This window comes from Paraglaciecola chathamensis S18K6 (assembly GCA_000314955.1).
Taxonomy (GTDB): Bacteria; Pseudomonadota; Gammaproteobacteria; order Enterobacterales; family Alteromonadaceae; genus Paraglaciecola; species Paraglaciecola chathamensis.
This window is the reverse complement of record BAEM01000029.1, coordinates 14,225-35,146: the sequence shown is the minus strand read 5'-3', so window position 1 is coordinate 35,146 and position 20,922 is coordinate 14,225. Positions and strand designations below refer to the sequence as shown.

Here is a 20,922-nt window from a genome sequence, read left to right as displayed (position 1 = left end):
CAGTCATATGCGACTAAGCGCAGGGTTTATTAGATATGTTCAACTAAGGTAAATCAGGGCGTTCGGCAAAACATGATTGTTAAAGCAGACCTTGAGATACCACCTTTTGCCCCCATTAGTCAGGCAAGTGATTCAATGACAATATTAATCAATAGCCGTGCCATTAGAATTTGTGTTTCTGGCATGGGTTATTTTTACTCTACACGTTATTAAGGAATGTGAAATGAAAAGTAAGTCGGACATCGGTTTAGTCGGTTTAGCCGTAATGGGTGAGAATTTGATCCTTAATATGGAATCAAAAGGCTTCACAGTAACCGCCTATAACAGAAGTTACTCTAAAGTCGAAAAGTTCATTGAAGGGCGTGCAAAAGGTAAAAATATTCGCGGTGCTGATAGCGTTCAGGCCCTAGTTGAGTCATTAGCCACTCCACGTAAAGTGATGTTGATGGTAAAGGCCGGTCAAGCGGTAGATGATTTCATCGAGCAACTTATCCCTTATCTTGAAAAGGGCGACATCATCATCGATGGCGGTAATACGCACTTCCCTGATTCTAATCGCAGAACAGAATATTTAGAAAGCAAAGGCTTATTATACATCGGCACGGGCGTATCAGGCGGGGAAGAGGGGGCATTGAAAGGCCCATCTATAATGCCTGGCGGTTCTAAGAAAGCGTGGCCTATCGTAAAAGATATTTTCCAAGCGATTTCGGCAAAAGTAGCCGATGAGAACGGTGACGAGGTTGTGCCATGTTGTGATTGGGTTGGCGATGCTGGTGCAGGACATTTTGTAAAAATGGTGCACAACGGTATTGAATACGGCGACATGCAATTAATTTGCGAAGCTTATCAGCTAATGAAAGTTGTCCTTGGCTTGAACTCTGATGAAATCCAAAAAGTATTTGCTCACTGGAATACCACTGAGCTCGACAGCTATCTGATTGATATTACGAAAGACATTTTTGCCTTCAAAGACGAAGACGGTGAACCACTCGTTGAAAAAATCTTAGATACTGCAGGCCAAAAGGGTACTGGCAAATGGACAGGTGTTACCGCGTTAGATTTGGGTGTTCCACTAACATTGATCGCTGATTCAGTATTCGCTCGTTGTATTTCTGCTAAGAAAGAACAGCGTGTTGAAGCGTCAAAAGTGGTGACAGGCCCTGAAGTTAACTTTACAGGCGATAAAGAAGCCTTTATCGAGAACCTTCGCCAAGCAGTACTCGCCGCTAAAATCGTATCTTATGCTCAAGGTTATATGTTAATGCAAGAAGCAGCGAAAGAGTTTGGCTGGGAGCTAAACTATGGCGGTATCGCACTTATGTGGCGTGGCGGCTGTATTATTCGTTCTGCATTTTTGGGTAAAATCAAAGAAGCTTACGATACTAACCCCAAACTTGAGAATTTATTGCTAACACCGTATTTCAAAGACACTGTTGAATCGGCTCAGGCAGGGTGGAGAAATGTAGTAGGTACTGCCGTAATGAACGGTATTGCTATACCATGCTTGAGCTCAGCGTTGACTTACTTCGATGGTTTCAGAACAGAGCGGTTACCAGCAAACTTATTGCAAGCTCAGCGCGATTATTTTGGAGCTCACACGTACGAACGCACTGATAAACCAAGAGGTGAGTTCTTTCACACCAATTGGACCGGCCGCGGTGGTGACACAGCCTCGACAACGTACGACGTATAATTTAAATACTCACCAATAAAGAAAGAAAAGTTAAGGGCAGGGGATTAACCTGTCCTTAACTTCATTTATCGCCCGTCTGTATCTGCTTTACAATATTATAATTTGTAGCTCGTAGCTTGCTGCTTCGTTTAGTGTGACCAATCAAACATTACAAATTAGCTTGGCTACTGTTTTTTCTGTCTAGCTTACCAATACACTAAATGTAGCAACCATTACTGCACACCAACGCCTTGTTTAAAACCCGCTGGATGAATTCTGAGAGGCCAATTCAATTATTTAATGGAATTGGTATTACTGACTCTAAGAAATTTCAGGCGCTTATACCCGTATAACGCTAATTATATGGGTGTATTAAAAAGCGATGTTATTAATCGATAGCGCTGCGTAGTGATTACGCCATTAATAATGATATGATTGGATTTTCAGCAACATTATTCGTTATTTACTAGTTAAACTGGGATGAATATTGAGATCAAACCAGTGATTTGTTTTTGTATCTTCACTAGTAGACTTCATATGAAATCAATATAAGGCCACGTTTTGTCATCAATAACTTTGGGTTCTTTTGCGCTTCCCATTTCACCCATTATTTTGCTTTTTAGTTTAATTATCGGGCTGATAGTAGTCGCTATTCTGGGTAAAAAACAAAGTATCTCCGTAGGAGATTCGTTAGTTAGCATTGTTATTTATAGCTTGGTCGTAGGCAGGTTGGTTTTTGTCATTAAATTTTATGATAGCTACGATTCCTTATGGCAAATATTGGATATACGCGATCGAGGTTTTGACACTTTTTCTAGCTTTCTAGCGGGGCTATTTATACTGCTGTTTCATTTGCATCGCTATCCGTTGCAGCGAAAAATACTGTTAACGGGCACAGCGACAACCATCTTATTATTTACCAGTATACAAATGGTGATTAATGCCGGTAATGAGCAATCAGCGTTACCTAATTTAGCATTCAATACACCACAAGGTAGCACGGTCAACTTACACCATGTAGCGAATCAAAATATCACGGTTGTTAATCTCTGGGCTTCCTGGTGTGGGCCGTGCAGAAGAGAAATGCCAGCATTAGCTGCCGCAGAAAAACGGTTCCCCCAAGTCAAATTCATTATGTTAAATCAGCGTGAGCCAGCGGATGTAGTCTCTGAGTTTTTAACAGATATTGGTTTAGAGTTTAATTATGTTTTGCTCGACACAAAAGGTGATGTTGCGACTATGATGGGCGCACATGGTTTACCCATGACATTATTTTACGATAGAAATGGCAACATGGTATCAAGTCATTTCGGTGAAGTATCTGCTGCTAGTCTGCAAGCGGAATTAGAAAAGCTAACGACTGAGTAAGCATAAAAACACGCTAGCAAAAGCAAAGTCTTAGTGGCATCACATAATGGTTTAAATCGTGCCTCGCTTGAGACTTTACATGTTGCGCTGCCTGATTTTTTGCACAGCATAAATAGGTTTTCGATGTAGTAATTTCCACGAAACTTATAGAAACTGGATGTGCTCACCCAGAGCCTTTTATAGAAATCAGCAACACTTAACCCGCTTGATTGTTGTTGATAAACTGGAGTTGCTTTGTAATGAATTTATATGGATGTGCTGTTAATTCGCTATTTTTTAACGGCGCCTTATAACACAATTCATTTCTGTAAATACTTTATCAAAACGCTTTTTAGATCGGAAAAATCGAATGGTTTGGGGATGTGTTCGTCAAAACCCAGCTGCAGATATTGTTTGACGTCGGTCGCTAAAACATTGGCCGTAAGTGCAATGACGGGCAGATTTTTATAGCGTTTTCTGATTTTGATGCAGGCGTCTTTGCCGTCCATAACCGGCATTTGAATGTCTAAAAACACCAGATCTGGTTGTTCTTTCTCTATGCTTTCTAGGGCCAATTGGCCGTTTTCAACGACTTCTAATTTTACGTCGTAGGGTTCCATCATTGATTCGAAAACGATTTGGTTAATTTCGTTGTCTTCGGCCAATAATATCCGTTTTCCGCTAATCGCTTTGTCGATGTTCACATCGTCTACTTTTTCTTTCACTTGTTCCTCGGCTGGCAAAAGCGGAATAAAAACATCAAAGGTCGAGCCTTTGCCCAACTCACTTTCAACGGTGATTGTGCCACTCATTAAGTCTACCAAGCTTTTGGTTATTGCTAGTCCAAGTCCAGTGCCACCAAATTTGCGGGTGGTTGAGGCTTCTGCTTGCTCAAAACGAGCGAATACATTATTTATTTGAGCCTCGCTTAGTCCCACACCTGAGTCTTTTACATAAAAATTAACGCCGGATGAATGCTCACTTTTTGCAACTAATAGCTCTACTGAGCCCTCTTCTGTGAATTTGACGGCATTGGAGCATAGGTTTAACAATATCTGATTTAACCTGACTGGGTCGCCTTGCCAGAAATCGTGTTCAAGCTGATTGTTAACCGTAAATTGCACGCCTTTTTCGCTGGCAACGGGTGATAGGTCGGATAAAATCATTTCCAGAGTCGCTGGCAATTGAAAAGAGCTTTCTTCTATGTGCAGCTTTCCAGATGAGATTTTCGAGAAATCCAGAATATCGTTAATAATCACCAGTAGGTTCTTACACGATGTCATGGATCGTTCTAGTATGTTTTGCGCTGCGTCTGACAAGGACTCTCGTTTTAGTAGTTGCAGCCCGCCATATATGCCGTTCATTGGGGTGCGAATTTCATGACTCATGTTGGCCAGAAAGTCCCCCTTTGCCTTTTCGCTGGAAACTGCTCGAGATTTGGCGCTAACCAGTTCTTCTATTGAGTCACGCAAATTTTGACTCATTGTGCTCAGCATTTTAGCTAGCTGATTGACTTCGGCTACCGCTTTTTTTACCGCGAATGTTTGTTGTTTGCCTGAAGCATACCTCTCAGCTTGTTCTGTTAAAGAAATGATTGGGTCGATAACGTTGCGCTTAGTAATCAAAGTGGCGAAGATAATCAATAAAAATAGAAGTGACACTGCTACTACTATAGCTACCATACTCATTGTTTTTGTTGTTGTGTATTGTGCTTGGCGCTGAGCAAGTAAAACTTGTTCTTGTTTCTCAAAAGCAGTTATCACTGCTCGAATTTCAGACATTAAGTCTTTGCCTAAGTCACTGTTGACTATGCGCATGGCTTGATCGAGCTTGTCGTCAGTGGTGAGATCGATGGTCAGTTGCAGTTCGTCAAATTTCTTATTAACTAGGGTTGATAACCTTGTTAGTCGTTGCTGCTGAGTGGCATTGTCGGATGTTTTCTGCATTAATGTTTGCAGCAATTCTCTGGCGGATTTGGTACCTTGCTCATAGGGGGCTAAATAGCTTTTTTTCTCGGTCAGCAGATAACCGCGCTGCCCAGTTTCCGCGTTATTTAACTCGACCAAAAGTGATTTGCTTAAATTTATTACGGTATGGGTGTGGTTAACCCACCATTCGCGCTGCTCGGAGCTACTTTGGCTTACACTAAGAATGACTACGTTAATGATCAAGGCAAGTATGGATAATATAAAAAAGATCTTTGAGGCTTTGCCTAGTGTTATTCTGCTCATTAATAAGCGACTCCTATTAGATTAATAAATCTATGTAACGTACTTACAATAACAGTTACAAATGCCAAGTAGATAGGTATCTTTAAATAAACTCCAATCAATAGGGTCAGATAATCAATAGGGTCACAGACGTTGATTTTATGAAACTAACTAAGGCACTCATTGATGCAATCTCGTACAGTGCGTCTATCATAGCTACATCATCAAAGCTGTACCAATTATAAATACAGTGAATCTGCATTAACATGGATGTCCTGTTAATTGTTCTAGTTTGCTCTATGAATTTATCTGTTTTCTAACTTTGACTGTGTAAGTTTAATACTCGTGTTGCTTGAAGCCCATATAGTAGAAGGGGCTGCAATTCTGGATTAGTTACAGACAATTCCAGTTCTGGAATACATTTGCCAGCAGAGAGGCGTTAATTCCCACAATATAGTTAATTTAACATAATATACATTATGCGAATATCTGTATTGTTTGAAAGGACGGATATATGTGGCGTTATTCGAGCGCATATTTCTACTAATTTCGCGCTGGTTAGATTAACCGTGTTTTGCCACTAAGTTCGCTGTGAGCTTGCGCGTTCGTGCTTACCTTGTTTCTATTTGTGATTCACGCGGCTTCATTAAATATGAACATGTTACATAAAGCGAAAATATACATTGGCGCGCTACACCTTCGAGCTTATCAATTCGTGGCAGTCGTTCTATTACATTCAATTAGTCACGCGCGTTCACTTTACACGATTGAGTATTCAAAGATGTTACATACCTTCGACTACAACATAGCTTAGATGCTGATACTTTTGACCATGAGCATAATTTCACGTTGACGGAATCCATCGTTAAAAAGCCTCATTGATGATTCGCCGTTTAACGATATTGGAAATTTTGCTGTCTAAGCACAGTATTTCCGCTACCTGTTTTTATGCTCATTTTTAACACGTAAAAATGGCCAATTTAGCCCACGTGAATAGCGTGCAACTAACTGAATATTAATGGTATTGGGTATCCTGTCGTGGTTAGATTTATCAGGTATTTAACATAATATCGCGCCTCATAGACCTTTGATTGAATCTTCGCTTAACGGCTTCATACTGCGGGACGGCTGTTTCTTCGTGCGATAAAAAATAACAGTGTGCCTGCCAACAAAAAGCCACCTAAGGTCTGCCATTGCTGAATATTAGTTTGTGTCGCTAACCAAACGCTTAGTGCTAACGCTACAGGAGCTGCAATCACAATTGTCAGGTTAATAGCGGGATAATTTGCGCGTTTGCGTAATATGGGCAATGCAATAATCGATAAAATATACGCGAGTAATCGTGCCAGTGTGCTTATGGCAGCGAGCACTAAGAAATCGTCCCATAACGAAAATAGCACAGCCCCTACCCCAAAAAAGATAATTGAGTTAGCAGGCGTGCCCCAGCGTGACACCTTGGCGAACCAATCTGGTAACAATCCGTCATCGGCCAGTGCCGGAGGCATGCGGCTCGCCGAAGTATGCCCCGCAGTAAGGTTGGCAAGTACACTCATTACTATAGTTGCAGCAATAAGCGAAGCACCTATGTCTCCTCCATATTCGCCGGCTAATGAAGTCAGCGGTGCATCTGTGCCTGACCCTGCAATCACACTATGACTGTATGCCCATTGCAATCCGAAATACATTAGCGTGACAACGGCCAAGCCAATCATTAGGGCGCGTGGCATAGCGCGTTGAGGTTCTTTAGTTTCACCTGCCGGTATTGTTGCATTTTCAAAGCCGACAAATGCGTAAAGCGCCGCCAGCGCAATTCCTTCAACAGCGCTAAATTGTGGTAGCACTACATTCGCTGCGCCGGGCGCTGCGCTAATACCCACGAACATCAATATCAGTAAAGGCAGAATTTTAAACAGTGTCATGGCGCCTAATACGGCGACTACTCGCTTTATACCAACAACGTTGATAATGGTGAGTCCTCCAAGTACGGTGACGATCAAAGCGATTTTTGCCGGCCCTTCACCCACAATTGGCCACAGGGCGGCAGCATAGGCAACTAACACCAGAACGTTTGCGCCTTGACTTATCAGCCTAGCGGCAAAGAAAGTCCAGCCGATCACAAACCCAGGATAGTCGCCAAACGCGTCACCAACGTAGCGTTGAGGTCCGCCCGATCGGTCGGTGAGCTTTGTCAGCTGTGCGAAACAGACAACGATGGCCATAACAAGAAGACCGCCTATCAGGAGCAACCAAGGCGCAAAAGTGCCAACGGCAGCATGAAGTGCTTCGGGCAGACCAAATATACCTGCACCAATTAAGCCATTAACCACAATAAAGAGAACGCCAAGGGTTCCCATATCTCGTCGATACTTCGAAGTTTCGTTCTTCAACCGATGTCTCCTGAGTGCGGTTTATGAAAAATCATGCAGTTTGTGAAAAATCAGATACTTAGCAAAACTATAAATCATAGTAACCAGACTTAATAGCGTTAAAACAAAGTCAGTTACGATGCTGATGAGCATCATACCCGTAGCCAATCACCAAGAGTAATACGTACTAAAAGTACGCTTGGTGGTGTGCTCGCGTCTTACAATATGTGTAAAACGGCTGATCTTTATAAACGTTTTAATTGCTTAAAACAGTATTTATATCGTATATTATGAATGTACGATGTAAAATATGTAATAGGAAAGGGAAATGTTAACTGAGGTGTTTTTTCACGCATTTATTGGAGGTGGTTTAATTGGCTTAGGCGCATTTTTACTGCTGTTATTTAATGGTCGTATCGCAGGAGTCTCCGGTATCGCTTATACAGCTTTGGCAACTTCAGGCTCAGGGAATCATTGGCGCTGGTATTTTATTGCTGGCCTCATAATGGGCCCTCTTTTAGCTCAGCCGTTTGGCTTTACATTGCCTGATACTATTGTAGGTGCTTTCGATACAACAGATTCACCTTTAAACAATACCTTGGTTACGTTGCTCGGGGGCATTCTAGTGGGATTTGGCACACAATTAGGCTCTGGCTGCACCAGTGGTCACGGTATCTGTGGAATTAGTCGTTTGTCTTCTCGCTCTATTTTAGCTACCTGCATATTTATGCTAAGTGCGTTCGCTACTGTCACACTCATCAAACATGGTTTTGGGGGTATATGATGGGAGAGATTAACGATAAAAAGCAGGTATTTTCCGCGGTGAGTATTGAGGTTAATAGCACTAAACAAAATTTTATGGCTCTAATTTCGGGATTACTATTTAGTGCCGGCTTAACCGTTTCGACCATGGTTGACCCAGCCCGTGTAATTGGTTTTTTGGATGTGTTGGGCGCTTGGGATCCTGCCTTAGCGTTCGTTATGCTTGGCGCCATCATTGTTTACATGCCATTGTATTGGTTAGTTATACGTCGTAAACGTACGCCTTTACTAGGCCGTGAATTCCATCTACCAAGTAAAATAAAGATAGATGGTTCCTTAGTGATGGGCGCCGTCATTTTTGGTATAGGCTGGGGTATAACTGGTATTTGCCCGGGGCCCGCGATCGCTAATATAAGCAAAGGTCATTTTTCTATATTTATTTTTATACTGTCTATGGTCGTTGGTATGCTTGTCGCATCGAAATTTAACAACATCATAAAGTGTGCCCAGGAAAATCGTTGTAATGAACCTTGAAGAAATGCGTGATAATGCCCAAGAGGCAGCCACTCTATTAAAAGCCATGGCCAATCAACATAGGTTGTTGCTGTTGTGTTTATTAAGTAGAGGTGAAATGTCGGTATCAGAATTAAATGAACAAGTCACTATTGCGCAGTCAAGTTTGTCTCAACATTTGGCCGGTTTGCGTCGAGAGAACCTTGTGGTAACAAGGCGAGAGGCGCAAACCATTTACTACTCCTTGGCCAGTAAAGAAGTAAAAGCCATTATTGATACCTTGTATACGTTGTATTGCACTGCCCAAGATTAACTTGCCGATATAATCGACAACACTCTGTCGGTAAACATGTGCTACAACGTAAACAAACTAGCCTTGCGCCGCGTGATACACAGATAACGTCCACTTAGTGACTTTTTCTTTCATTGTCACTTCGTTGACGGGCTTAGTTAGATAATCACTCATGCCTGCACTTAAGCATTTATTCCGTTCACCTAGCATTGCATTAGCAGTCATGGCGATAATGGGCATATTTGTATACGACTCCCCTGCCTCACCTTTTCTGATTTTCTGGCTGGCTTCATAACCATTCATGATCGGCATTTGACAGTCCATCAATACACAATGGACCGCTTCGCCTCTGCGCTCAGCTAAAATAAGTTGTTGCAGTGCTTCTTTGCCGTTGGTTGCCTGAAGCAGTGTTATGGGCAAGCCCGCTAGAATACCTTTAGCGACTTCAATATTGATTTCATTGTCATCTACGATGAGTAATCTGGCACCTTTAATCTTTTGAACATCAGGGTGGGCCGTATCAAATTTGGCCTGTGCTTTTGCTTGTTCCATATCGTGCTGTGCTAAAGCGGTTTCGTCCGGATTCAACAGCGCCATTTTTTGGATAAATTCTGAGCGCAATATTGGCTTGGTCAATACGGTAGGTTTGATATTTTCCAGCCAAGCTGTTGGCTCTCCATCTCGCTTAAGTAACACGACTTTGGCTGCACCATTGTTAATATTAATGGTTTTTGTCCATGCGTTATCAAGTTTTAGTAAAAACGGGTGCTGTTGATCGACAACAAAATAATCAGGTAAAAAAGATGTATCCGCTGGTGTTTGAGCAAAGGCATGGGTGAAATCATCACGGGCGATGATTTCACCCCCCAAGGTTTCTATCATGCGACAGGTACTTTGATAGAGCTCATCTTGCTCGATCAATACCACACTGGACGTGTTGATTAGTTGCTTCTGTGGAGCTGCAATTTTACATTGTTTTAGATCAGAACTAATAGAGAAGTAAAACGTACTGCCTTTATTTTTCTCAGATTCAAAGCGCACATCGCCATTTAAAAGCGTGACCAACTGGCGGCATATAGACAGCCCCAGGCCAGTTCCCCCATGTTTAGAAGCAATGCTGCTGTCTTCTTGTGAGAATGCGCTAAACAATTTGTGTTGGTTTTCTTTGGCGATACCGGTACCGGAGTCTTCAATCGCACAATGCAAAATTACGCTTCCTGAGTCCGTTTGTTGCGTGTAAGCAGAGACTTTTATATAGCCTTTTTCGGTAAATTTAATCGCATTGTTGACTAAATTCGTCATGATCTGAGAGAACCTATGGGGATCACTCACCATAGAGACACAATCTAATCGCGATACATCGATAACAAATTCCAAGCCCTTTTCTTGGGCTTTAACCGCCATGCTGCCACACAGACTTTCAATCAAATTAATCGGGTTAAATGACTTGAAATCTAAGTCGAGTTTGCCAGCTTCAATTTTAGATAGATCTAAAACATCATTCACCAAAGTGGACAAGGTATTGACACTGACCTCTGTCATTTCAATATAACGTTGTTGGTTATCAGTTAGGGGTTCGCGCTTAACTAAATTCAATGTGCCAATAATGCCGTTTAACGGAGTGCGCATTTCATGACTAATATTTGAAATAAAGGCGCTTTTAACACGACTTGCTTTTTGTAGCTCTACGGTTCGTACCGCGACCTTTTCTTCTAATTCGGCGTTAGCTTGTTTGATTTTTTCATCGGCTATACGTTCATTAGTCACATTACGGGCGATAATTGCAATGCCTTTCACTTCACCATCGTCATTAGAGATAGATGAAAAAGACAGGGCTAAATATCGCTGGCTGCCCTCTTTGGTGTCAATTTGAGTTTCTGCATTCAATTGGGTATTTTTGTCTGACAGCTTCTCGAAAATATCCCCTAGCTCTACATCGTCAAATACACTGAGTTCAATAAGGGAGTTTCCAATAGCAGATTGAGCACTGAGTTCTAGCAACGACTCGGCGGCATAATTCCAACTCATCACCTCGCCCGTGACAGACACACTGATGATGGCATCTTGAGAGGCGCTTACAATAGCCGCTGATTGTGCTCTTTCGTCTGCCAGTTGTTGGCTTTTTCTCGCGCTGCGATTAAAAAAGCTCAGTACGATGAGCATAATAGCTGTGATCGAACACAAAAATGCATAAACAGTCGTGCGTCGCTGCATTTCAATTGAGTGGACATAGGTTTCTGGAGCCATAAGATTGGCGAATAGAAAGCCGCTTTCTACATCTCCGGTGACTAATATTTTACGACGTAACACATAATAATTTTCGCTATCATCCTCGGTAAAACCCACCTGAGTAAAATGATCGGCTAAGGTACTATTGTGTTTAAAGACGGTGTCCCATTTATAATCGCGTGCCAAATCACGACTGTATTGGTGGTCATTATTAGGTGTCACCAGGAAGTAGCCATCGCTGTCGGTCAAAATTAAATAGTTTGGCTCTTCAGGGACATTTTTTATTGAATCCAAAAGTTTACGGGCATTAATGTTGACAATTAAAAAGCCAAAACGACCTCCGTTATCGTCAAAAATGGGTAGCGATAAGCGAAGCATAGGGCGATAAGGAAAGTCTAACTTTCCGAATTCGCGATTTAACGAAATTCTCGACATATAAATTTCGCCGGGAGCAAGCTTAGCACTTCTTTGGGCATATTCACTGTTGCGTTTGCTTTGTAAATGTTCAGGTGGAACAACTTCAATTTTACCATCTACGCGATCGACCCGTACGAGTTCCATTGCACGCTCATCTGCGCTGATTATCCTAAGTTGATCGTACTCACTGTTGCTGTGTAAGAATGCGGCGAAGGTAGACTCTAAGCGCGTTTGCCATTGTTGGGCCGTTGCGCTATCGAACGGATCAATACCGTTATTTTCTAATGCGCGAGGTAGACCACTGACGGGTGGTGTGGCATGTAGAAACCTTAAATCATGGCGATAGTTATCAATGTTTTCCTGAACCTGAAGGTTAATTTGATCCCCCGCAGTGGATAACGTGCTTTTTAATTCGCTCGTGACTGACTGACTTAATTGTGATTCAAAAACTGCAACGGCTGCTGCAAAAAGGAGCAAAATAGAAACAAGGGTAATTAACAAAGCATGTTTATGAAATTTGAACCCTGTACGAATAGAAGAGCTAGCTTGCGCCATCAAGTGGTCCTTTTGTATTCCTAATATATATCAACGGCTTGTATGCCGAATAACGTCACGCTTATAGCGTATATACTTTAGTCTAATAACGCCACAAAAATGGCAAATTTGATTGTACTGTTTCGGTTATCTAAAACGTTATCGGCCAAACCGTAACTTTATGAATAACATTGAGGATAATGTCGAGAAAAAGCAAGTAAATTCCGGTACATATATTTACCGCGTCATACACTTGTTAAGATGAAAGCAGTTTTTGACTAAAAACTTGTTTTACATCATTCGTTAGGCCTAAACCTTAGGCTAATATGGTGAGTACTAATCAATAATTTGGTCTATGGAATAAGGAGTAATACTGTGAATGTTAGCCACATATTAGTGATTGCCGATCGTAAGGAGTCATTGCAAAAAGCAGTGGGCCACGGGGCAATATTAGCGAGTCAGTTTAATGCATCGGTGCATGTTGCAGGTTTCTGTTATGAGCGCTTATCGATTTTAGCGGATAATACGCCTAAGCAAGAATTAGATAATGCTAAACAGAAAATTATTCAGACAAGCCAAGCATGGTTAGATGAAACGGTTGCGGAGTCGTCTTTACCATCGTCAACCACGGATGAAATGGTGTGGAGCAAAGATATTGCTGGCTGGGTTACCCAACACTGTGCTGACCATCAATATGATTTAATCATTAAGACGGGGCATCGTAGTGAAGATGCTTTTTATGTCCCTACTGATTGGCATTTGCTACGAAATGGTAGTGCGCCCTTGCTGTTAGTGGCAGATAAAAAATGGCGAAAGAAGCAATCGATTATGGTCACTCTGGATCTGGCATCAAGCAAAAAAACCAAACAAGCGTTAAATCAAAAAGTGATAGATGCGGGTATAAAATTGGCTAAAGCTAATAATATGACGCTGCATGTTTGTTTCGGATTGGCACTGTCACCTGTGTTAAAGGATCTCGGTTTAATCAATAAGAGCAAGTCGTTACGAGAGGCAAAGGAAAAGTATATCCCTAAGATTAAGCAGATGTTTGGCGAGGCTAAGATAGCTGAAAAGAATATTCATATAAAATCAGGCTACCCAGATAAAATCGTACCTAGCGTTGCATCTGATATAGGCGCGGCTCTAGTGATAATGGGCAGTGTCGGTCGCAAAGGTCTAAAAGCCAAGATACTGGGAAACACAGCCGAAAATGTTCTGACACTGTTAAAAACAGATGTCCTAATAATACAACCCTAGTGTGAGCTTCAATACATGTATTTAAGCTAATGAATGTGCAGGAAAATTACGCAGAAAGTATTTGCAAGAAAGGCTCAGAAAAAGCCCCAGAAAAGCGCAATAGCTGAGTCGTTGGCGTTTCATCAATGAATTTCTGTATGGTAAATATGAGTAAGCGACAAAGCCAGTTACTATCGCTAAATAAACCTGTTAAAAACAACGAATATTGGTTAATTTTGTCATTTAAAGCCCTTCGATTCCTATCAACGAGTACGTATAGGCCTAGGGCTATACTATTTCAGCTGACAGGAACAAGTATTTAAGTGACAGACCCTATTAATCAACCCTCTTCCGCTCAGTCAGCGATAGATGCTAATGCACAGTTAAACGCGTTATTGGATGCCGCCGTTGATGCCATGATTATCATTGATCACAAAGGTGGAATTGAATTATTTAACGCTGCCGCACAGCGTATGTTTGGTTATTCAGTTGAAGAAGTACTAGGTAAAAATGTAAAGATATTAATGCCAGCGCCTTATCAAGAAGAACACGATAAGTATCTTGATAACTATATGAAAACAAATCACGCAAAAATCATCGGCATCGGCCGCGAAGTCAGAGCGTGTAAAAAGAACGGCAAGGTCTTTCCAATAGAATTATCGGTTGGAGAAGTGAAAGACTCCAGCCATAAACAGTTTGTAGGAATTATTCGCGACATATCTGAACAAGTAAAAGCCCGTTCTGATGCGATAGCAAGCCGAGAAAAACTAGCACATGTCACGCGCTTGAGCACGATGGGAGAAATGGCAGCGGGTATTGCACATGAAATCAACCAACCATTGTCTGCCGTTAGTAGTTATGCTCAAGCGTGTAAAAACATGTTAGTGCGTTCAAGTGGCGAAGGTTTACATTCACTTCAGCAGCAGAAGTTAACCAGCGCGTTAGAAAAAATTAGCCACCAAGCACTCAGAGCAGGAGAAGTCATTCGTCGATTGAGGGCCTTCGTTAAAAAGCGTAATTCAGAACGAGACTATGTTGATTTTAATGCGTTAATTGAAGAAACAATCGACTTGGCTAAAGTTGATACACGATTGCTAGATCATGGTATCGAAGTCACGCTAAATTCATCCCCCGCCCCTTTTCTAATGATTGATCAGATACAGATACAGCAGGTATTGTTTAACCTTATTCGCAATGCCATAGATGCAATGGAAGAGCAACCCACTGATCCGGTGGTGATTGATACTCGATGGCTCAACGAGCAATACCTTGAAATTAGCGTTATCGATACAGGTTATGGGATTTCAGCACAAAACGCTGAACGTCTGTTTCATCCGTTTTTTACGACGAAACCATCAGGGATGGGGATGGGGTTACCCATATGCCAGTCTATTATTCAATCTCACGGCGGTGAACTTAAGCACACACCCGGTAAACCGAAAGGTAGCATATTTAGCTTTACCCTACCGGCAAAGCCACAAATAACCAGTTACAGCGAAGACGAATAAAACAATGAAAGATAGCAAACCCCCTCTTAGTTTTGAGCAGGTTGTACACATCATTGATGATGATGAGGCGGTGTTAGACTCTTTAAGCATGCTGCTTGATTCTGTCGATATTAAAAATGCCATATACCCAAATGCCCAGTCCTTTCTAACCGCTCATGAGGGTAACAGTATTCAACAATTAAGTGGTTGCATCGTATTGGATATTCGCATGCCCGGTATGAGCGGCATGGAATGTCAACAGCGCTTGGAGGCGCTTAAGTGCCCTTTACCGATTATTTTTATTACCGGCCATGGAGATGTGCCTATGGCGGTAGAGGCAATGAAAAAAGGAGCGATAGAGTTTATTCAAAAACCTTTTCGTGAACAGGAACTGCTTGACTGTATTCACCATGCGCTGACATTAAATAAAACCGCACAAAAACGGGCTTCTCATTCACTCGATGTAGCACAAAGATGTGAGTCACTCACCGCACGTGAAAACGAAGTGATGGAACGCGTCGTAGCAGGCCTACTCAATAAAACCATTGCCAACGAGCTTAATTTAAGCCAACGAACCATTGAGATTCATCGTGCAAACATGATGGAAAAGATGCGTGTCAAATCTTTAGCGGAATTGATGACGTTGCTGTTAACGAAAGAATAAAAAGATAAAAGTAACAATAACAGTTACGGTGACAGTGACAGTATTATTTGTATGCTGATGTATTGATTCTTTGATCCAGCGCAACTCACCTATCTTCGAACGGTATATTGTTAGCTTGGTATATTAATCAACTTAAAGCGTCAATGTTCAACCATCATATTAATCACACGAGATTACCGATTATTTATTTAGTCGATCATCAACGAAAGGGCCGTTCTGCACTTACTGAGTTATTGGCGCCATTAGGGGCACAAATTGAAAACTTCCCCAGTGCAAAACGCTTTTTACAACATGATATTAATGCGCAAGCAGCTTGCCTGTTACTTGAGGCACATTTAGAAGATAAAAAAGCGAGTGGTATTGCCCTGCTAGAACAGATGGCAGATCGTGAAATATATATCCCGACAATTATTCTTGCGAGCTCAAGTGATATTCCTACCGCTGTACGGGCGATGCGTGCAAACGCTATTGATTTCATTGAGAAGCCTTACGTCGAACACATGCTAGTTCGACAAGTAAAGTCACTCTTGAGTCAAACGCGCAGCACGCAGTTGCATACCCCTACCTTTTAACGCGTCGTTATTTTTACCGCTCTGAATTATGTGTATGGCACTACCCTAGCGTAAATATGAAACCGAACGCACAAACAAGACTATTCAGCGATTAACTTACCTGTGTACATTTTCATCTGACAATGAAAGTCATATTCGCCCCTATCAAGTGCAGGGAGTTCTAGCTGGTTGTTTGTTCCCATTGACAGTTCTTGACTGATATCTAACTGAGGAAATATCACCATTTCGGCACAAGGCGCTGAGTCTTGTCGGTCAAAACGCAGATTTACCTTTTCACCCGCTTTTACTTGAATATCGCTTGGTTGATATACACCATGATTAACAACAATATTTACTTGGTTATTATTCGATACGACTTGCTGCGGTTTGTATAACCAGAACCACCAAACAATTGCTGCAATTAACGCTATTCCTAGTACATTTACGTAAAGCATCACTTACCCTCCTTCTGGTAAATCAAAGTTAGTTGTTTACGGTTTTTGCGCCTTAAAAAAGCGTAAACGGTTGGCGTTACTGACCACAGTTAATGACGAGGCCGCCATAGCGGCGCCTGCTATAACCGGGTTGAGCAAAATGCCAAATAACGGATATAACACCCCTGCCGCAATAGGTATTCCCGCCACGTTGTATATAAACGCCCCTAACAAGTTTTGTTTGATATTGCGAATGGTGGCTTGGCTTATCGCCAGAGCATCAACTAAGCCATGTAATGAGCCGCGCATTAAGGTGATATCAGCACTTTCTATAGCCACATCGGTACCTGTGCCAATTGCGAAACCCACATCTGCTTGCGCTAAAGCTGGCGCATCATTGATGCCATCGCCTGTCATACCGACTATCTCACCATTTTGCTGGTGTTTCGCCACTTCATTGACTTTGTCTTGAGGCATGACTTGGGCGATAAAATCATCTATACCGACACGCTTTGCCACCGCTTTCGCTGTGGCTTCATTGTCACCAGTGAGCATCACCAAATGTACACCTTTCTTTTTAAGACGCTCAATCGCATCAACGGAGTCGGATTTAATCGGATCTGAAACAGCCACAATGGCAGTTAACGTATCGCCGCGGGCAAAGTACATAGGGGTTTTAGCATCATTCGCCAATGTTTGGGCTTGTTCAACCCCACGGCTTACATCTATGTCGTATTGGTTCATCAAGGCTTGATTACCGAACAATAATCGCTCGCCGTTAAGCTCCCCCGTCACCCCTCTTCCTGTAATAGCATCGAAATCACTGACTTGACTGGTTGTATATTGTTTGTCTTGTGCATAGCTTACAATTGCTTCGGCTAATGGATGTTCAGAGCCACTTTCTAAGCTGGCAATTAGCGGCATAATGTCATTTTCTTTGTGTTCATTGAACAATATGACATCCGTAACCGTTGGGGTGCCTTTTGTAATCGTGCCTGTTTTATCAAGTAGCATGGTCGTAATCCGTGAGGCGGTTTGCAGTGCTTCGCCGTTTCGAATCAAAATACCCGCTTCCGCAGCTTTACCAATTCCAACCATTATCGACATAGGCGTTGCCAGTCCCAAAGCACAAGGGCACGCGATTATCAGCACAGTGGTAACAGCCATAATCGCATAAGCAATTGTGGGTTGTGGCCCTACGTTCAGCCACGTTAACCCTGACAGCACCGCTAAGATCATGACGATCGGAACGAAGTAACCTGATATAACATCAGCTAATCGGCCGATCGATGGTTTTGAATTTTGCGCACGTTTGACCATATTAATAATATGCGACAAGGTTGTGTCTTTACCCACGTGAGTCGCTTTAAAAAGGACACTGCCGGTTTTATTTATGCTACCTGCAACGACTTTATCGCCGGAAGTTTTACTAACGGGCATAGGTTCGCCTGTTAGCATGGATTCATCCACAGTCGTTTTGCCTTCACATATTTCTCCGTCTACAGGCACTTTTTCGCCTGGACGTACACGAATAACATCGTTTAGCTGTACCTCCTCAATACTCACATCTTGTTCTTTATCTCCTTTGACAATGCGCGCGGTTTTCGCTTGTAAACCTATCAAACGCTTGATTGCTTCAGAGGTGCGCCCACGTGCTTTAACTTCAAATGCTAATCCAAGGTTAATCAACCCGAGAATCATGGCTGACGCTTCGAAATACACATGGCGGGCCATCTCAGGTAATAATGCAGGCGCTACAATCACTACCATGGAATATACCCAAGCCGTGCCCGTTCCCAAGGCTATCAAGGTATCCATATTTGCGGAGTGGTTTTTGAATGACTGCCAAGCCCCGCGATAAAAATGGTTTCCGGTTAGCACCATTACACCGAGGGTAATTAATCCCACTACAAACCAGGCAGCACGCTGATTAAAGGTATTGACGCTCATATCACCTATAAACAAGCCATAAAGCATCAAGGGTACGCCGACCAACAAGGCAATATACATATTACGCATTAAGACCTTGTAATGGGCATCGTCAGCTTGTGCTTTTTCATCTAGGGCGTCCTGCTCTGACTCACTGTTCATCGGTTTAGCGTTATATCCGATATCTTGTACTGAGCGTATGATTGACGTTTCATCTGCGCTTCCATCAATACTGACGGTCCGCTGCGCAAAGTTCATTTCAACAACATCTACTCCTTGCACATTATGCAACGCTTTTTCAATTTTGCTGACGCAGCTAGCACAACTAGCGCCTTCTATGATAAAGCTTTGGTTATTTTGGGGCGCTCTATTACTCATGATTTTGCTCCTCATCGTTTGAGTCGACAAAAGTTTCGATCAAGCTGCAAACCTGATCAGCATTTGCACCATTTGGTGTTGAGTCCCATTGGTGCAATGCATATTTCATTCGATTGCGTAACCTTAAAGTTTGTTGAAATAGCGCCTCAGTTTCCACAAGACGCTGAGCAATTAACTCTCTCGTTAACGGGCACGGGCAATGGCCTTGTTCTGACTCATGAATAATGTCTTTGATATCTTTTACTGAAAACCCAAGGTGGCGTGCGCTTAAAATAAATCTGAGGCGCTTTTGATCAGCTTCGCTGTATTGATGATAACCATTGCTGCCGTTGCTGGTCGGATTAAGCAGTTTTATCCGAGTGTAATAGCGCACAGTATCAGGGGTAACTGACATTTTATTCGCAAGTTGTTTAACTAACATGAGCACATCCTCATTTTAAACTGCGCTCTAACGATAGAGTTGAGCGAACAGGTATTTATATAATGTGCTGATGTTAAACCTATGTCTAACTCACAGGTCAAGAAGAATCAACACTAATTAAAAAAAGACAATTCGATGTGGGATAAGTAATACCAATCCGCATTAATAAGTGACCGCCTCAGAATGCGTCCAGCGGTTTTTGATTAAGGCGTCGCTATGTAGTAATGGTTGTTCCCTTTCAAATAGTGAGAACGCAGAGCAAAAGCCGCTGGGGCATTCCTTGCAGGCGAGTTTTAAAAGGGCTTACACTGCGTTGCATGACTTCGAAAGAGAACAACTATTCATTCAGTCATCCGCCTTGTTTAAGCCCTTTTAAACTCTCGCTGAGTGATCACTTATTAACGTGGAATGGTATAAAGCTATTTTGCATCAAAGCACCTCAATACAATATTGCGACGGGGGCCTTGTTTTAAAAGGGTATAAGAATTGAGGAGATCAAATCGCCTTATTTCGACCTGTATTCTTGGCTTTGTACAGATTTTTGTCAGCTAGGGCTGTTAAATCGGTATTATAGTTTTGCTTTGCTTCAATTGACGCCGTGCCAACGCTTACCGTTAAATACTTGTGCGGAGACAATTTATGGGGTATTTCTAACCCTCTGATATGTCTAAGAATACGTTCGGCTACCTGTTTTGCCCCTTCAGCCCCAGTATCAGGAAGCACGCAAATAAATTCTTCACCACCATACCTAGCGGTTATATCAGTGGGTCTATGCAAAGAATCTTTTAACGTGGATGCCGTTAGTTTTAATTGATCGTCAGCCACTAAATGACCATATTCATCATTAAACTGTTTGAAATAATCAATATCTATCATCAAAAGAGAGATAGCGTGATTTGTACGTTTAGCTTGTGATGTTTGCCTAGCAAGATAATCGTCGAGGTAGCGCCGATTATACACCCCAGTTAAGCCATCTAAGTAAGCCAACTTTTTTAATAAGTCTGCTTGAAATTTTTGCGTTAAATGAGCTTTAACGCGATTAGTTAATGGCAAAGGGTTTACCGGCTTCGTCATGTAATCAATTCCGCCAGCTTGCCAGCATGCATTTTCTTCCTCTGCTTTTTGTAAAGAGGTAATGAATACCACAGGAATATCACTAATATTTGGGGTGTTTTTAATGATTTTGCAGGTTGTAAGGCCATCTAAATTTGGCATGATGACGTCCATCAGGATGAGATCCGGCGGGTCTGACAAGCAAATATCTAGCGCTTCTTGCCCTGACTTAGCAAAGCTAAGTTGAAAACTGCCGCCTAATATCTGGTTAATTACTTGTATATTAATAGGTTGATCATCAACGACAAGTATTCTCGCATTTTCCAAAGATACCTTTGCTAATGTGTCAGTAGCTGAGTTCAAAATTCACCTCTTAAATACATAAACGGATTGGCTACCGTAATGCCGAATACCCTGTCTAATAGGA

The 20,922-nt window shown here is 42.1% G+C and carries 16 protein-coding genes; 9 read left to right on the top strand and 7 right to left on the bottom strand.

The window, feature by feature from the left end:
- Positions 1–223: 223 nt before the first annotated feature.
- Positions 224–1,693 carry a decarboxylating NADP(+)-dependent phosphogluconate dehydrogenase gene (gene gnd, locus GCHA_RS08965; RefSeq protein ID WP_007987300.1) on the top strand — a complete coding sequence of 490 codons (1,470 nt, stop codon included), beginning with the start codon at positions 224–226 and terminating at the stop codon, positions 1,691–1,693.
- A gap of 540 nt (positions 1,694–2,233) precedes the next feature.
- A complete protein-coding gene (locus GCHA_RS08960; protein WP_007987298.1) occupies positions 2,234–3,040 on the top strand; it encodes a TlpA family protein disulfide reductase in 807 nt (268 codons plus the stop codon).
- A 299-nt stretch (positions 3,041–3,339) separates the two neighbouring features.
- Here the strand turns inward: GCHA_RS08960 and GCHA_RS08955 are convergent, their stop codons facing one another.
- Together GCHA_RS08955 and GCHA_RS08950 are read right to left on the bottom strand one after the other, a co-directional pair.
- Complete coding sequence (locus tag GCHA_RS08955) at positions 3,340–5,250, bottom strand: CHASE3 domain-containing protein (RefSeq protein WP_007987296.1); 1,911 nt, start codon at positions 5,248–5,250, stop codon at positions 3,340–3,342.
- A gap of 1,091 nt (positions 5,251–6,341) precedes the next feature.
- On the bottom strand, positions 6,342–7,616 hold the full coding sequence (locus tag GCHA_RS08950; RefSeq protein WP_193362820.1) for an APC family permease: 1,275 nt from the start codon (positions 7,614–7,616) through the stop codon (positions 6,342–6,344).
- Between the two features lie 307 nt (positions 7,617–7,923).
- Between GCHA_RS08950 and GCHA_RS08945 the strand changes: the two genes are divergently transcribed.
- Genes GCHA_RS08945 through GCHA_RS08935 form a run of 3 tightly spaced genes read left to right on the top strand, consistent with a single transcriptional unit; the run spans position 7,924 to position 9,183 of the window.
- Positions 7,924–8,379, top strand: a complete 456-nt coding sequence (locus tag GCHA_RS08945) for a YeeE/YedE family protein (RefSeq protein ID WP_007987290.1) — start codon at positions 7,924–7,926, stop codon at positions 8,377–8,379.
- Positions 8,379–8,891: a YeeE/YedE family protein gene (locus GCHA_RS08940; RefSeq protein WP_007987288.1), complete on the top strand. Its 513-nt coding sequence runs from the start codon at positions 8,379–8,381 to the stop codon at positions 8,889–8,891. Before GCHA_RS08945 ends, GCHA_RS08940 begins: the two co-directional genes overlap by 1 nt.
- A complete protein-coding gene (locus tag GCHA_RS08935) occupies positions 8,881–9,183 on the top strand; it encodes an ArsR/SmtB family transcription factor (protein ID WP_007987287.1) in 303 nt (100 codons plus the stop codon). The genes GCHA_RS08940 and GCHA_RS08935 overlap by 11 nt, the downstream gene beginning before the upstream one ends.
- Positions 9,184–9,240: 57 nt before the next feature.
- Here the strand turns inward: GCHA_RS08935 and GCHA_RS08930 are convergent, their stop codons facing one another.
- Positions 9,241–12,363, bottom strand: coding sequence for an ATP-binding protein (locus tag GCHA_RS08930; protein WP_007987285.1), 3,123 nt, complete (start codon positions 12,361–12,363; stop codon positions 9,241–9,243).
- 354 nt (positions 12,364–12,717) lie between these two features.
- On the opposite strand from GCHA_RS08930, the gene GCHA_RS08925 reads away from it, so the two are divergent.
- From GCHA_RS08925 to GCHA_RS08910, 4 genes are all read left to right on the top strand, one after another.
- Complete coding sequence (locus tag GCHA_RS08925; protein WP_007987284.1) at positions 12,718–13,599, top strand: universal stress protein; 882 nt, start codon at positions 12,718–12,720, stop codon at positions 13,597–13,599.
- Positions 13,600–13,901: 302 nt separating this feature from the next.
- Positions 13,902–15,086 carry a two-component system sensor histidine kinase NtrB gene (locus GCHA_RS08920; RefSeq protein ID WP_007987280.1) on the top strand — a complete coding sequence of 395 codons (1,185 nt, stop codon included), beginning with the start codon at positions 13,902–13,904 and terminating at the stop codon, positions 15,084–15,086.
- A 4-nt stretch (positions 15,087–15,090) separates the two neighbouring features.
- Positions 15,091–15,729, top strand: coding sequence for a response regulator transcription factor (locus GCHA_RS08915; protein ID WP_007987279.1), 639 nt, complete (start codon positions 15,091–15,093; stop codon positions 15,727–15,729).
- Between the two features lie 143 nt (positions 15,730–15,872).
- Positions 15,873–16,301, top strand: a complete 429-nt coding sequence (locus GCHA_RS08910) for a response regulator transcription factor (RefSeq protein ID WP_318248957.1) — start codon at positions 15,873–15,875, stop codon at positions 16,299–16,301.
- A gap of 80 nt (positions 16,302–16,381) precedes the next feature.
- Here GCHA_RS08910 and GCHA_RS08905 read toward each other — a convergent pair whose 3' ends face one another.
- The 4 genes from GCHA_RS08905 to GCHA_RS08890 all read right to left on the bottom strand — a co-directional run bounded on the left by GCHA_RS08905 (position 16,382) and on the right by GCHA_RS08890 (position 20,858).
- Complete coding sequence (locus GCHA_RS08905; protein ID WP_007987275.1) at positions 16,382–16,735, bottom strand: cupredoxin domain-containing protein; 354 nt, start codon at positions 16,733–16,735, stop codon at positions 16,382–16,384.
- Positions 16,736–16,771: 36 nt separating this feature from the next.
- A complete protein-coding gene (locus GCHA_RS08900) occupies positions 16,772–19,021 on the bottom strand; it encodes a heavy metal translocating P-type ATPase (protein WP_007987274.1) in 2,250 nt (749 codons plus the stop codon).
- On the bottom strand, positions 19,014–19,442 hold the full coding sequence (locus tag GCHA_RS08895; protein WP_007987273.1) for a MerR family transcriptional regulator: 429 nt from the start codon (positions 19,440–19,442) through the stop codon (positions 19,014–19,016). Before GCHA_RS08895 ends, GCHA_RS08900 begins: the two co-directional genes overlap by 8 nt.
- Positions 19,443–19,937: 495 nt before the next feature.
- Entirely contained in the window at positions 19,938–20,858 is a 921-nt protein-coding gene (locus tag GCHA_RS08890) for a diguanylate cyclase (protein WP_007987271.1), read from the bottom strand.
- Positions 20,859–20,922: the final 64 nt, after the last annotated feature.

What these genes read in the sequence shown, in the direction of transcription:
- gnd (WP_007987300.1), top strand. Translation starts at nt 224, where the DNA reads ATGAAAAGTAAGTCGGACATCGGTTTAGTCGGTTTAGCCGTAATGGGT.
- GCHA_RS08955 (WP_007987296.1), bottom strand. Translation starts at nt 5,250, where the DNA reads ATGAGCAGAATAACACTAGGCAAAGCCTCAAAGATCTTTTTTATATTA.
- GCHA_RS08945 (WP_007987290.1), top strand. Translation starts at nt 7,924, where the DNA reads ATGTTAACTGAGGTGTTTTTTCACGCATTTATTGGAGGTGGTTTAATT.
- GCHA_RS08940 (WP_007987288.1), top strand. Translation starts at nt 8,379, where the DNA reads ATGGGAGAGATTAACGATAAAAAGCAGGTATTTTCCGCGGTGAGTATT.
- GCHA_RS08935 (WP_007987287.1), top strand. Translation starts at nt 8,881, where the DNA reads ATGAACCTTGAAGAAATGCGTGATAATGCCCAAGAGGCAGCCACTCTA.
- GCHA_RS08930 (WP_007987285.1), bottom strand. Translation starts at nt 12,363, where the DNA reads ATGGCGCAAGCTAGCTCTTCTATTCGTACAGGGTTCAAATTTCATAAA.
- GCHA_RS08915 (WP_007987279.1), top strand. Translation starts at nt 15,091, where the DNA reads ATGAAAGATAGCAAACCCCCTCTTAGTTTTGAGCAGGTTGTACACATC.
- GCHA_RS08910 (WP_318248957.1), top strand. Translation starts at nt 15,873, where the DNA reads ATGTTCAACCATCATATTAATCACACGAGATTACCGATTATTTATTTA.
- GCHA_RS08905 (WP_007987275.1), bottom strand. Translation starts at nt 16,735, where the DNA reads ATGCTTTACGTAAATGTACTAGGAATAGCGTTAATTGCAGCAATTGTT.
- GCHA_RS08900 (WP_007987274.1), bottom strand. Translation starts at nt 19,021, where the DNA reads ATGAGTAATAGAGCGCCCCAAAATAACCAAAGCTTTATCATAGAAGGC.
- GCHA_RS08895 (WP_007987273.1), bottom strand. Translation starts at nt 19,442, where the DNA reads ATGTTAGTTAAACAACTTGCGAATAAAATGTCAGTTACCCCTGATACT.